This window comes from Pararobbsia alpina, from assembly GCF_902859895.1.
GTDB lineage: Bacteria > Pseudomonadota > Gammaproteobacteria > Burkholderiales > Burkholderiaceae > Pararobbsia > Pararobbsia alpina.
Genome location: NZ_CADIKM010000003.1, coordinates 60,072 through 72,444, shown reverse-complemented (window position 1 = coordinate 72,444; position 12,373 = coordinate 60,072). Strand labels below are relative to the sequence as shown.

At 62.9% G+C, this 12,373-nt stretch carries 11 protein-coding genes, 1 other RNA gene and 1 pseudogene; 4 read left to right on the top strand and 9 right to left on the bottom strand.

The annotated features are described in order from the left end of the window. The first annotated feature begins 409 nt into the window (after window positions 1-409). Complete coding sequence (locus HV670_RS04385; protein ID WP_175103430.1) at window positions 410-1,528, top strand: anhydro-N-acetylmuramic acid kinase; 1,119 nt, start codon at window positions 410-412, stop codon at window positions 1,526-1,528. Window positions 1,529-1,670: 142 nt separating this feature from the next. Here the strand turns inward: HV670_RS04385 and erpA are convergent, their stop codons facing one another. The 4 genes from erpA to HV670_RS04365 all read right to left on the bottom strand — a co-directional run bounded on the left by erpA (window position 1,671) and on the right by HV670_RS04365 (window position 3,435). Beyond that, on the bottom strand, window positions 1,671-2,036 hold the full coding sequence (erpA, locus tag HV670_RS04380; RefSeq protein WP_175103429.1) for an iron-sulfur cluster insertion protein ErpA: 366 nt from the start codon (window positions 2,034-2,036) through the stop codon (window positions 1,671-1,673). Between the two features lie 189 nt (window positions 2,037-2,225). Further along, entirely contained in the window at window positions 2,226-2,618 is a 393-nt protein-coding gene (gene rpsI / locus HV670_RS04375; RefSeq protein WP_175103428.1) for a 30S ribosomal protein S9, read from the bottom strand. 12 nt (window positions 2,619-2,630) lie between these two features. Next, window positions 2,631-3,059: a 50S ribosomal protein L13 gene (gene rplM / locus HV670_RS04370; protein ID WP_175103427.1), complete on the bottom strand. Its 429-nt coding sequence runs from the start codon at window positions 3,057-3,059 to the stop codon at window positions 2,631-2,633. Continuing rightward, window positions 3,031-3,435, bottom strand: a complete 405-nt coding sequence (locus HV670_RS04365; RefSeq protein ID WP_217478356.1) for a hypothetical protein — start codon at window positions 3,433-3,435, stop codon at window positions 3,031-3,033. Before HV670_RS04365 ends, rplM begins: the two co-directional genes overlap by 29 nt. Before the next feature lie 401 nt (window positions 3,436-3,836). On the opposite strand from HV670_RS04365, the gene HV670_RS04360 reads away from it, so the two are divergent. Further along, on the top strand, window positions 3,837-4,259 hold the full coding sequence (locus HV670_RS04360; protein WP_175103425.1) for an OsmC family protein: 423 nt from the start codon (window positions 3,837-3,839) through the stop codon (window positions 4,257-4,259). 138 nt (window positions 4,260-4,397) lie between these two features. On the opposite strand, the gene rnpB is transcribed toward HV670_RS04360, so the two are convergent. After that, an RNA gene (gene rnpB, locus HV670_RS04355) (RNase P RNA component class A) lies at window positions 4,398-4,796 on the bottom strand. A 25-nt stretch (window positions 4,797-4,821) separates the two neighbouring features. Then, window positions 4,822-5,967, bottom strand: coding sequence for a dihydroorotase (pyrC, locus tag HV670_RS04350; protein WP_175103424.1), 1,146 nt, complete (start codon window positions 5,965-5,967; stop codon window positions 4,822-4,824). Window positions 5,968-6,082: 115 nt separating this feature from the next. On the opposite strand from pyrC, the gene HV670_RS30850 reads away from it, so the two are divergent. Continuing rightward, the gene (locus HV670_RS30850) at window positions 6,083-7,069 is read left to right on the top strand and encodes a class II glutamine amidotransferase (protein ID WP_246256983.1); all 987 of its coding nucleotides are present in this window, start codon (window positions 6,083-6,085) and stop codon (window positions 7,067-7,069) included. Here the strand turns inward: HV670_RS30850 and HV670_RS04335 are convergent. The 3 genes and pseudogenes from HV670_RS04335 to HV670_RS04325 all read right to left on the bottom strand — a co-directional run. Next, the gene (locus HV670_RS04335) at window positions 7,060-8,352 is read right to left on the bottom strand and encodes a Glu/Leu/Phe/Val family dehydrogenase (RefSeq protein ID WP_175103423.1); all 1,293 of its coding nucleotides are present in this window, start codon (window positions 8,350-8,352) and stop codon (window positions 7,060-7,062) included. The genes HV670_RS30850 and HV670_RS04335 overlap by 10 nt on opposite strands. Before the next feature lie 148 nt (window positions 8,353-8,500). Next, window positions 8,501-9,478: a LysR family transcriptional regulator gene (locus HV670_RS04330; RefSeq protein WP_175103422.1), complete on the bottom strand. Its 978-nt coding sequence runs from the start codon at window positions 9,476-9,478 to the stop codon at window positions 8,501-8,503. A gap of 151 nt (window positions 9,479-9,629) precedes the next feature. Beyond that, window positions 9,630-11,507 (bottom strand): annotated as a pseudogene (locus HV670_RS04325) (ABCB family ABC transporter ATP-binding protein/permease); the annotation flags it as partial. 445 nt (window positions 11,508-11,952) lie between these two features. Between HV670_RS04325 and HV670_RS04320 the strand changes: the two are divergent. Then, window positions 11,953-12,354, top strand: coding sequence for an acyl-CoA thioesterase (locus HV670_RS04320; protein ID WP_175103420.1), 402 nt, complete (start codon window positions 11,953-11,955; stop codon window positions 12,352-12,354). Window positions 12,355-12,373: the final 19 nt, after the last annotated feature.

The following is a 12,373-nucleotide window of genomic DNA, read 5'->3' as shown; positions in this document are numbered from 1 at the left end:
ATTGGAAATCGGCTGACGTTTTGCGGCGAAAGCGCTCGCTACACTGCGACGATCTTCGTGCATGGGCCGGTCATGGCCCGGTGCCGCACGTTTTTTGCGATGGCTCACCGGTGGTAGCGGCGGCGAGTCGGGTGCGCAATTGCGCACGGGTTCGCTTCGTGCTTCATCGATCGACCTTGTCGAGCCCGGCTGCGTAGTATGCCATGTGCGGGGCGACCGGCCAGCGCCTGCACTTCAAGGTACACCGCAGCGACCAGCCGATCGACCCGTTGCACCCCGAAATCCTCGCGCAGGGCGCGCCGGGCGATGCACAATGACGAACATTGCGTCGGCAGACCGAACGCTTGACCGGGCAGATCGCCCTGATGCGCGCCCTGGCTCCGCCGATGATCGACTCCCAGGAGCAGCCATGGCCCAGCAGGTGTTTTTTGGTTTGATGTCGGGAACGAGCCTCGACGGCGTCGACGGCCTCGCGGTCGACTTTGCCGATGCGGCGCATCCGCGTGTGCTGGCGGAAGCTTTCGCCGATTTTCCAGCGGACCTCAAGACCCTGCTGCATCGCCTCCAGGCCCCGGGGCCGGATGAAATCCAGCACGAGGCGAGAGCCGCCAATGCTCTGGCCGAACGGTATGCGGCGGTCTGCCATGCCTTGCTCGAAAAGACAGGCCTCGCCGCCGCCGACGTGCGCGGTGTCGGCGTCCACGGGCAGACCATCCGTCACCGGCCTGAACTCGGCTTCACGCGGCAGACCAACAATCCCGCCTTGCTGGCCGAACTCTGCGGCATCGACGTGATCGCCGATTTCCGCAGCCGCGACGTTGCCGCTGGCGGTCACGGCGCACCTCTCGCACCGGCTTTCCACGCGAAGATGTTTGGCCGCAAGGGCGAGACGCGTGTGGTCTGCAATATCGGCGGCATCAGCAACATCACGGTACTGCGCGCCGACGGCTCGGTCGCCGGCTTCGATTGCGGCCCCGGCAATGCCTTGATGGATTTCTGGGTCGGGAAGCATCGCGGCACGCCCTATGACGAGGGCGGCGCATTTGCCGCAAGCGGCACGGTCGATGAGGACCTGCTCGACGCCTTGCTCGACGATCCGTATTTCGTTGCCACGCCGCCGAAGAGCACGGGACGCGATCTTTTCAATCCCGACTGGCTTGCACAGCGGCTCGGCGAAGTCGCCGTGCTGCCGGAGCCGGCCGATGTCCAGGCCACACTCGCGGCATTGACCGCGGAGACGATTGCCAACGATGTCGCGCGCCACGCGGAGGGTTGCACGGCGCTTTATGTATGCGGGGGAGGTGCACACAACGCCGCATTGATGGCGATGCTCGACGAAGCATTGAACCGCAAGGGCTTGCGTACCGAGGTGAATTCGACCGCCGCGCTCGGCGTGCCGCCCCATCATGTCGAGGCCTTTGCGTTCGCATGGCTCGCTTACCGGTTCACGCGGCGCGAGCCGGGCAACCTCGTGACGGTCACGGGCGCAAGAGGTCCACGCGTGCTCGGTGCGCTTTATCCCCGCTAGCCGCGAGCCGCAGGCAGAGGGATACAGGAGAGGCGAAGCAGCAGTTGACAGTTAACAAAAAAACGCCTCGTCGAGAGGCGTTTTTTTAACGTGACTGATGACGAAAGCGCGTCGTCATCCCCACTCAACCACTGACTTGTTCTTAAACCGAGAACGACGAACCGCAGCCACAGGTCGTGGTTGCATTCGGGTTCTTGATGACGAACTGAGCACCGTTGATATCGTCCTTGTAGTCGATCTCGGCGCCGACCAGATACTGGTAGCTCATCGAGTCGATCAACAGCTGGACGCCGGCCTTCGTCATGACGGTATCGTCGTCGCCGACTTCCTCGTCGAACGTAAATCCATACTGGAAGCCCGAGCAGCCGCCACCCTGGACGAATACGCGGAGCTTCAGTGCCGGATTGCCTTCTTCATCGATCAACTGCTTGACCTTGTCAGCGGCGCTATCGGTGAACACCAGCGGCATCGGCATTTCCGCGACAGCGGTATCGGTTACTGCATTCATGGACTTCTCCCAGAGGCTTTGGACACCATTGTAGGCTTTATCGCAACGTCATGTCGGCAAAGGGGTTTTTCAAGTGCAGGCCCCCTGTGTCAGTCACAAAAAAAAGCCGCAAGTTTTGAACTTGCGGCTTTTTTCGTTTCGCTGCCAGGAACCCGCCAGCCGGCGCGGGAACCTGCGCGACCGAAGCGATTAACGCTTCGAGAACTGCTTCCTGCGACGTGCCTTGTGGAAACCGACCTTCTTACGTTCGACTTCACGCGCATCGCGCGTCACGAAGCCGGCGTTCGACAGTTGCGGCTTCAGCGTAGCGTCGTAGTCCATCAGCGCACGCGTGATGCCGTGACGAACCGCACCTGCCTGACCCGTTTCGCCACCGCCGGTCACATTGACCTTGATGTCGAACGTGGTCGCGTGGCTCGTCAGTTCGAGCGGCTGGCGCACGATCATCAGCGACGTTTCGCGCGAGAAATAGTCAGCGATGGGCTTGCCGTTGACGACGATGTCGCCCTTGCCTGCCTTGATGAAGACACGCGCTACCGCGCTCTTGCGGCGGCCCGTACCGTAGTTCCAATTACCGATCACAGTGGGGCTCCCTTAGATCTCGAGCACTTTCGGCTGTTGAGCCGAATGCGGGTGGGTCGCGTCAGCATAGACCTTGAGCTTCTTGATCATGGCGTAGCCGAGCGGGCCTTTCGGCAGCATGCCCTTGACCGCTTTTTCGAGCGCACGGCCCGGGAAGCGTTCCTGCATCTTGCCAAACGTCGTTTCGTAGATACCGCCCGGGTAACCCGAGTGGCGGTAGTACTTCTTGTCCGTCGTCTTGTTGCCGGTTACTTTGAGTTTGCCGGCATTGATGATGACGATGAAATCGCCCGTATCGACGTGCGGGGTAAATTCAGGCTTGTGTTTGCCGCGCAGACGGCGTGCCACTTCGCTGGCGACACGGCCGAGAACTTTGTCCGTCGCGTCAATCACGAACCATTCGCGCTGCACTTCATGTGCCTTGGCGGAAAAAGTCTTCATGATCGATCCAAAATAAGTCAGTGCCCTGCTTGCTTCCTGCTTGTTGGTGGCCGTCGGCTAAACGTCTTCCGATCTGCCCGGCTCCCGTCCGGCAACCTTGCGCGGACTTTTTAGGTCCGGCTGGATACCGCGGAAATCGGGCGTTTCGGAGCGTCGCGCTCGCGATCCGCGCAGGCTCTCCCTGAAACTTTTTCCGCGGGCATTTGCGGAAAACCCTGAATTCTAAAGGAATTTGGCCGTCTGGAGCAAGCCGAAACTGCTTGCGGACAATGGTTTCGCCTTGCGGCGGTCGCAAAACCACGGCTTGAATCGCGATTTCCGCACGACATCCCATGCCAGGGATCGACATCGAGCCAACAGCGGCCTGGATGCTCAATGCCGTGCGCATGGGCGAAAAAAAGCCCAAACGCGGGGTTCGGGCTTAATCCACTCTTGGAGGAGGGTGGAGGAGACATGCGGAGGTGGCAAGCTGCGCCAACCAATGGAAGGAATTATAAAGAGCCGCGTTGTGCGATGCAAGATGACCAAGTTTACGAATTCTGATTTTCATAGCAGGATAATTACCGGCGAGTGGATTCTTCCGCATTGCCCATCAAAATCGCCGAATTCAACGAGAAGACCTCGTGCTGGTTGCGCCGCACCACCGACGGGGCAGCCAGAAGGCAAGGGAAACCCCGCAGTGCGGTGTCATGACGCAACGCACCAAACCAGGCTCGCGCACCCGGCTTGCGCAGCCCCGCTACAATGCCTGCCTGGACACACGCAGGGGTCGAAGAAATGGAATGCAAGATCAGCTGGATGGGCAAGGACGGCATGGCGTTCGCCGCGGAGACGGGCAGTGGTCACCTCGTCACGATGGACGGCGCGCCGGAAGGCGGCGGCCGCAACCTCGCGCCGCGGCCGATGGAAATGGTACTGCTCGGCACGGGCGGCTGCACCGCCTACGATGTCGTGATGATCGCCAAGAAGAGCCGGCAGGATATCCGCGGCTGCACCGTGTCGCTGAAGGCCGATCGCGCCTCGGAAGACCCGAAGGTATTCACGAAGATCCACTTCCACTTCGTGGTGACCGGCCATGATCTGAATCCGGCAACGATCGAACGCGCGATCAATCTCTCGCACGACAAGTATTGCTCGGCATCGATCATGCTCGCGAAGACGGCTGAGCTCACGCACTCGTTCGAGATCGTCGAAGGCTGAATCGGATCAGGCGGGTCAGGGAAGTCGACCGAAGAAGCGGGTCGCGAAAGCAGATCGAACCAGCGGGTCAAAGAAGAAAATCGAAGAAGCCGATCAAGGACCCGCTCGAAAAGCGGGTCGCGGCAGTCTGAATCGAAAAGGCAAAGTGGGCCGGTAAGCCGGATTCTGTGCACGCGCCGTTACCGGCACGCGTGGCAGTCATTCCTCTAGACGCGCCATTACTGACGCGCTCAAGCTTCCTACCCGCAGACGAACGGGGGCCCCGTCCTGCACCGCGAGGGTGCGTGCCTGCCTATTTGGAATTGCTCCGGGTGGAGGTTACCGTGCCGTCTGCGTCGCCGCAGACGCGGTGCGCTCTTACCGCACCGTTTCACCCTTACCTGATCCACCGGGCTTGCGCCCGGGGCCATCGGCGGTCTGCTCTCTGTTGCCCTGTTCCGCGTGTTGCCACGGATGGCCGTTAGCCATCACCCTGCCCTTTGGAGTCCGGACTTTCCTCCCCCTTCTTGCGAAGGCGGCGACTGCCTGGCCCACTCTGCGGACGCGAGTTTAGCACGCAGCGTCAGGCGAGCCGCCAGGCTATTTGCTCGCCCGCGCGCAGCGGCACGAGCTTGGCGCCCTCGCCCATCGGCACTTCGGCCGGCAAGGCCCACGATTCACGGCGCAGCGTGACCTGTTCGCGACTGCGCGGCAATCGGTAGAAGTCCGCGCCGAAGAAGCTCGCAAAGCCTTCGAGTCGGGCCAGCGCCCCGGCGTGGTCGAATGCCTCGGCATAGAGTTCGAGCGCATGCAACGCGGTGTAGCAGCCGGCGCAGCCGCACGCGTTTTCCTTGGTGCCCTTCTCGTGCGGCGCACTGTCGGTGCCGAGGAAAAAGCGCGGATTGCCCGAGGTCGCCGCCTCGACGAGCGCGAGCCGGTGGGTTTCCCGTTTGAGCACGGGCAGGCAGTAATAATGCGGCCGGATGCCACCCTGGAAGATTGCGTTGCGGTTGTAGAGCAGATGGTGTGCGGTGATCGTCGCGCCAAGCTGCCCCGGTGTCGCCTCCGCGTCGCGGACGTAGGCGGCCGCCTCGGCGGTCGTGATGTGTTCGAACACCACGCGCAGTGCCGGGTAGTCTCGCCGCAACGGAATCATGACCTTGTCGATGAAGACCTTTTCCCGGTCGAACAGGTCGATCGCGGGATCGGTGACTTCGCCGTGCACGAGCAGCGGCAGGCCGAGTTCCTGCATCGCCTCGAGGGCCGGTGCGCATTTGGCGAGACTTGTCACGCCAGCATCCGAGTTGGTCGTCGCGCCGGCCGGGTAAAGCTTCACCCCGTGCACGAAGCCCGACTCCACGGCACGACGGATTTCGTCGGCCGGGGTGTTGTCGGTCAGATACAGGGTCATCAGCGGCTCGAACGACGGGACGCCTGAAGTCGCGACCGAGGGTGCGCCTGAAGGTGCGGCCGATAGTGCAGCGAGAATCCGCGCACGGTAGGCAGCGGCCATAGCGACGGTCGTGACCGGCGGCTTCAGGTTCGGCATCACGATCGCGCGCCCGAATTGCCGTGCGGTATGCGGCAGCACGGCGGCCATCGTCGCGCCGTCGCGCAGGTGCAAGTGCCAGTCGTCGGGACGCGCAAGGGTCAGGGTCTGGACCGATGCGGCGGTATCGCTCGCGCTCGGCGTAGCTGGCGAGACGGGGGGCGTAAAGATCGTGCTCATGGGGTTCGGTCGGATGCTATGCTCGGACAAACTCATATTTTACCGGCTTGCCCGCAATCGGTTTCGATTTGCTCGCAATCGCCTCTTTACCGTTTGCGACTCGCCCGCCTGCATCATGTGCCAACTGTTAGGAATGAATTGCGCGACACCAACCGACGTAACGTTTTCGTTCACCGGCTTTGCCAAGCGCGGCGGCGTCACCGACCATCATGCGGACGGCTGGGGCATCGCGTTTTTTGAAGACAAGGCGTGCCGCCTCTTCATCGACCACGAGTCGTCGGCGACCTCGCCGATCGCGGAACTGGTCAAGCGCTACCCGATCAAGTCCAAAAACACCATCGCGCATATCCGCAAGGCGACGCAGGGGCGCATCCTGCTCGAGAACTGCCACCCCTTCCAGCGTGAGCTGTGGGGACGGCACTGGATCTTCGCGCATAACGGCGACCTGCAACGCGAACCACTCGCGGATCTCCCCGAAGGCGGGAGGGTGGAAGACAGCGCGGAGCGTAACCCGATGTCGAATACGGCCTCGACGTCAGCACCATCGACCTCGGCTTCGCCCCCCGTCGTCACCGTTCAGCCGACTCAATTCAAGCCGGCCCTCTCCGGTGTCTTCCAGCCCGTGGGCAACACCGACAGCGAGTATGCGTTCTGCGCGATCCTGCAGGGCCTGCGCGAGCGGTTTCCCGATGCGCAGCCGGCGCTGCCCGTGCTGTTCAAGGCGATCGAAGAACTCACGCGCGAAGTGTCGCGCCACGGCGTGTTCAACTTCCTGCTCTCGAATGGCCAGGCGCTGTTCGCCCATTGCTCGACGCACCTGTACTACCTCGTGCGGCAATGGCCGTTCTCGACCGCGCATCTGATCGATGAAGACATGACGGTCGACTTCGCGAACTACACGACACCCGAAGACCGGGTCGCCGTCATCGCCACCCAGCCGCTGACGGACAATGAAGTCTGGACGCGTCTCGAACCCGGCGACCTCGTGATGTTCCAGGACGGCGAAGCCGCCGGCAAGGTCAATCTGCCCGTGCCGGCCGCCGTGCGTGCCAAGGCCGCGCAAGATCTCTGCGCGGCCGGCACGATCACCGTTCAAGGATAGAGCCCGCGCATATCCCGCGCGGTCAGGATCCGCGTACACGCGACGATGAACGCCGCGGTCCGCACCGATACCCTCTTCTCCTGCGAGACCTGCCAGACACCTGCGAAGGCTTCACGCATCACCCGGTCGAGACGCAGATTGATCTCGTCTTCGCTCCAGAAGAAGCTCGAGAAATCCTGCACCCACTCGAAATACGAGACGGTCACGCCACCCGCGTTCGCAACCACGTCCGGAATCACGAGGATGCCGTTCTCGCGCAGGATGTCATCGGCCTCGGGGGTGGTCGGTCCGTTTGCGCCTTCGACGACGATCTGCGTACGGATCTTCGGCGCATTGAGTTCGGTGAGCTGCCCCTCGAGCGCGGCCGGGATCAGGAACTCAGTCTCGATCGACCAGAAGTCCGCGTCGGGAATCTTCTCGCCGCCGGCAAAGCCGCTGACGCCGCCGGTGTCGAGGACATGCTTGCTCAGCGCCGTGACGTCGAGCCCGCCGAGGTTCATCACCGTGCCCGTATGATCCTGGACCGTGACGAGCTTCGCGCCACCCTCGACGAACAGCCGTGCGGCCGTGCTGCCGACGTTCCCGAAACCTTGCACCGCGATGCGCGCGCCTTCGACCTCGACATTGATCTGGCGCGCCGCCTCACAGGCGATCACGTACACGCCGCGCCCGGTCGCCTCGCGCCGCCCGAGGCTGCCGCCGAGCGAGACCGGCTTGCCGGTCACGACGCCGGTCGACGAATGGCCGAGGTTCATCGAGTAGGTATCCATCATCCATGCCATCACCTGTTCATTGGTGTTGACGTCGGGAGCGGGGATATCGCTGTTCGGCCCGATGATCACATTGATCTCGCTCGTGTAGCGGCGCGTCATCCGCTCGAGCTCACTCAGTGAAAGCTGGCGCGGATCGACACGCACGCCGCCCTTCGCACCGCCGTAAGGCACATTGACCGCGGCGTTCTTGATCGACATCCATGCGGCAAGCGCCATCACTTCGGACAAGGTCACGTCCTGGTGAAAACGAAGACCGCCCTTGCCGGGACCGCGCGACGTATTGTGCTGGACGCGATATCCCTCGAAATGCTTGACCGTGCCGTTATCGAGATGGATCGGCACATCGACGATCAGCGCGCGCTTGGGACGCTTGAGCGTCTCGATCCAGCGCTGCAGACGCGGTGCGAGATACGGGGCGACACGATCGACCTGCTGAAGGTAGATGCCCCATGGCCCGAGATGGTCGGGCCTGAGATAGGACGGCAGTGCATGTTGTTGTTCGATGGACATTCGCTTCTCCGGGTGTCTCGGGCCGACCCCGCATCGTCTCGATAGGTGACGACACGGCGCGCCCGCGCTTTTCAGTCGAACGAATCCGACGGCTCAACGCATTGTGAGAACCCAGGTCGTGCAAAGCCAATGCTGTTTCTACATATCGCTATGTCAGTTCTGCATAGCGTTCGCCATGCGCCGCGGCCACCTGCCGCCAGAGCTTGTCCACCAGCGTGCGTCGACTCTCGTCGGACGGCACCGCGAGCTTGTCGCGATACAGGCGGATCTCCATCGTCAACGACAAACCGCCGACCGGCTTCGGGGCCGCCGTGCCCGAATCCGTGTAGTCGAGCGACGCGAGCCGGCCACTCGCGACCGCATCAGCTGCGGCGCTATGCGGCAGAAACGCGACGCCGTGCCCCGCGAGCGCCATCGCCTTGAGACCTTCGGCCATATCGGTCTCGTAGACCTTGTCGAGATAGATCGGCTCGGGGGCCTTACTGAGCAGCAGTTGTGTCATCCGGCCGAGATAGGCGTTCGGTGTGTACGACAGGTATGGCGTCGGCGCCTGCGGCGTCCCCGGCAAGGTAAAGCGCGGCTTGCCCGAGGCATCGAGCGCACTGAACGGCGCGACGTGCTCCATGCCGATCACGACCGACTCATAGCGCGCCGGATCGAGTGGCCTCGGCTGGCCCGGATGGTGATAGCCCATTACGAGATCGACGCCACCCTCGACCAGCATCAACACGGCATCGTGCACATTGAGCGCGCGCAGCCGCGTATGCAGGCGGCCCAACTCAGCTTCGATTCCCAAGAGCCATTGCGGGAAGAACGTGAGCGCGAGCGTATGCGGCACGGCGAACTCGATCGTCGCCGCGGGCGTGCCCTCCTGGCTGCGCAACAGCGCACGCGCCTCGTGAGCCTGCGAGAGGATGCTCAGTGCCTGCGCGTGGAAGACCTCACCACTTTGCGTGAGCCGAGTCGGAAAGGTCGAGCGGTCGATCAGCTCGGTGCCGACCCATGCCTCGAGCGCCTGGATCCGGCGCGAGAAGGCAGGCTGTGTCACATGGCGCAGCGCCGCGGAGCGGCTGAAACTGCGTGTCTCGGCAAGCGAGACGAAGTCCTCGAGCCATTTCAGTTCCATCGCACCCTCATCGCCCGACGCCGGCTTCGATCACTGGGCTGGTCCGTGCATCCGCGGCCTGGTCCGCAGCCTTCTTGCTGGCAACCTTTGCGCCGGCATCCCCTTCCTTGGCCGCCGACTCACCACCCAACGTTTCCCCCGCCGCTTCGAGCGCTTCCACGGCCTGCTCCGTCGCCGCCTGCGCGCGCTGCTGGAGCGACCACATCTGCGCGTAGAGTCCGCCCATCGCGAGCAGCGTGTCATGCGTGCCGCGCTCGACGATGCGGCCGTGATCCATCACGAGAATCTGTTCGGCGTGGACGATCGTCGACAGCCGGTGCGCGATCATCAGTGTCGTGCGATTCTGCGCGATGTGGCCGAGTTCATGCTGAATCGCCCGTTCCGACTTTGAATCGAGCGCCGAAGTCGCTTCGTCGAAGATCAAAATGCACGGGTTCTTGAGCACCGTGCGCGCGATCGCGACGCGCTGCTTTTCGCCCCCGGACAGCTTGAGGCCGCGTTCGCCGACGGTCGTCTCGTAGCCGGCCGGCAGGCCCTCGATGAAATCGTGGATATGCGCGGCACGCGCGGCCGCGATCACTTCGTCCCGGGTCGCCGACGGGCGTCCGTAGGCGATGTTGTAGTAGATCGTATCGTTGAACAGCACCGTGTCCTGCGGCACGATGCCGATCGCCGCGCGCAGCGAATCCTGCGTGACGTCGCGGATGTCCTGGCCGTCGATCATAATGCCGCCGCCGCTTGCGCGATCGAGATCGAGATCGTAGAAGCGAAACAGCAGCCGCGAGAGCGTCGACTTACCCGAGCCGCTGTGACCGACGACCGCGGTCGTCGTTCCCGCGGCGATCGTGAAGTCGACGTCCTTGAGAATCCTGCGCGCCGGTTCGTACGAGAAATTCACACGATCGAAACGCACCGTCCCGCCCGCGAGGGCGAGCGCCGGCGCATCGGGTTTGTCGGCCACTTCTCGCGCGACGTTGATCAGACCGAACATCCGGTCCATATCGGTCAGGCTCTGCTTGAGGTCGCGATAGACGGCACCAAGGAAATTGAGCGGAATATACAACTGCAACATGAAGGTATTGATCAGCACGAGATCGCCGAGCGTCAGATGACCGGCCATCACACCGTTCACCGCGCGCCAGAGGATCAGCACCATGCACAGCGCGATGATTGCCTGCTGCCCGAGGTTCAGCATCGACAGCGACTGCTGCGACTGGACAGCCGCGCGGCGATAGTGCTGCAGGTTCACGTCATAGCGTTCTGCCTCGTAACGCTCGTTGCCGAAGTACTTGACCGTCTCGTAGTTCAGCAGCGAATCGATCGCACGTGCGTTGGCTTTCGAATCGAGCTCGTTCATGGTGCGGCGGAAATGCGTGCGCCATTCCGTCACGCGGATCGTGAAGAAGATATACGCGGCAAGCGCGATCAACGTGACGATCGCGTAGTACGGCTCGTATTTGAAAATGAAGAAGCCGAGCACCAGCGTGACTTCGACGATCGTCGGCAGGATGTTGTAGAGCGAATACGAGATCAGCGATTGCACCCCGCGTGTGCCGCGCTCGATATCGCGCGACATGCCGCCCGTCTGCCGATCGAGATGAAAGCGCAGCGAGAGCGCATGCAGGTGTTCGAACACCTGGAGCGCGATCTTGCGTGCGGCACTCTGCGTGACTTTCGCGAACAGGATTTCGCGCAGTTCGGTCAGCAGCGAGGTCGACAGGCGCACAGCCGCATAGGAGATGACGAGCGCGCCGAGGCCGCCGAGGACGCTCAGGCTGGACTGGTGCTGGGTGCGGGCGAGATCGGTCAGGTGCCGCGCGGCCGACAGATGGTCGATGATCGCCTTCATGACGATCGGCACGCCGAGGTTCGTGAGCTTCGCCCCGATCAGGCAAGTGAGCGCGAGCGCGACCCGGCCGCGATAGTCGGCGAGATAGGGCAGCAGCGCGCGGATGGTCTGCCAGTCATTGCGCGGGGCGCCGGGGGTAGCCGGGATGCCAGGCTCGGGAGGTGCGGAAACACGACGCATGAGAAGCCAGGAAAAGAAAACACGAGACAGGGGCCGAAGAATCGGACGACAGGCGAAGGATGGGTGCATGGGCTGTCGGATGGCGGGTCGCAGGGGCTTGGATGAGTGGCCTCTTTGAAGCCGCCTTTGAAGCCACTTTGCAAAGCCGCCTTTCTGACCGGAGCCGGCCGCCCGGATTTTCAGACAGTCTGCTGGACAACCTGTCCGGAGATCGGCTCTAAGCCCTCCGGTCAACGCTGCAATCGGAACCCGGTCCTGATCGTGCAGCGCAGCAAATACCAGCTTCCCTTACAATCGCGAGGCACCGACATTGTCGCAGAAGCGGCGTCGGGTCGCGCGGGATCGCCGCTTCGCGGTTCCGTTTCGACAATCCTCCCCGCGGGGTTCGCCTGCGCGTTGACGCGACAGGCAGCACCGCGAACGCATTTTATTGAAGAAGGTATCGATGGACACGCTTCCGACTCAGCTCCCCACACATCAGGAACCCGCGTTGCGCGTCATGCCGCAGCCGCACGACTCGAACGTCCATGGCGATGTCTTTGGAGGCTGGATCATGTCGCAGGTCGACATCGCCGGCTCGATTCCGGCGAGCCGGCGCGCGAACGGGCGTGTCGCGACCGTCGCGGTGAATTCCTTCGTGTTTCGCGAGCCGGTGTTCGTCGGCGATCTGCTGAGCTTTTACGCAACGATTCTGAAAACGGGACGCACGTCGATCACGGTCGAGGTCGAGGTATTCGCGCAGCGCATGCGTCTTGCCAACGACGTCGTGAAGGTCACCGAAGCAACGCTGACCTATGTCGCGACCGGTGAGAACCGCCGCCCGCGAGAACTTCCGCCGCTCGCCTAAGCCCGGGGCCAGGGCTTGG

What these genes read in the sequence shown, in the direction of transcription:
- rplM (WP_175103427.1), bottom strand. Translation starts at nt 3,059, where the DNA reads ATGAAGACTTTTTCCGCCAAGGCACATGAAGTGCAGCGCGAATGGTTC.
- HV670_RS04335 (WP_175103423.1), bottom strand. Translation starts at nt 8,352, where the DNA reads ATGTCCATCGAACAACAACATGCACTGCCGTCCTATCTCAGGCCCGAC.
- erpA (WP_175103429.1), bottom strand. Translation starts at nt 2,036, where the DNA reads ATGAATGCAGTAACCGATACCGCTGTCGCGGAAATGCCGATGCCGCTG.
- pyrC (WP_175103424.1), bottom strand. Translation starts at nt 5,967, where the DNA reads ATGAGCACGATCTTTACGCCCCCCGTCTCGCCAGCTACGCCGAGCGCG.
- HV670_RS04385 (WP_175103430.1), top strand. Translation starts at nt 410, where the DNA reads ATGGCCCAGCAGGTGTTTTTTGGTTTGATGTCGGGAACGAGCCTCGAC.
- HV670_RS04360 (WP_175103425.1), top strand. Translation starts at nt 3,837, where the DNA reads ATGGAATGCAAGATCAGCTGGATGGGCAAGGACGGCATGGCGTTCGCC.
- HV670_RS04320 (WP_175103420.1), top strand. Translation starts at nt 11,953, where the DNA reads ATGGACACGCTTCCGACTCAGCTCCCCACACATCAGGAACCCGCGTTG.
- HV670_RS04330 (WP_175103422.1), bottom strand. Translation starts at nt 9,478, where the DNA reads ATGGAACTGAAATGGCTCGAGGACTTCGTCTCGCTTGCCGAGACACGC.
- HV670_RS30850 (WP_246256983.1), top strand. Translation starts at nt 6,083, where the DNA reads ATGTGCCAACTGTTAGGAATGAATTGCGCGACACCAACCGACGTAACG.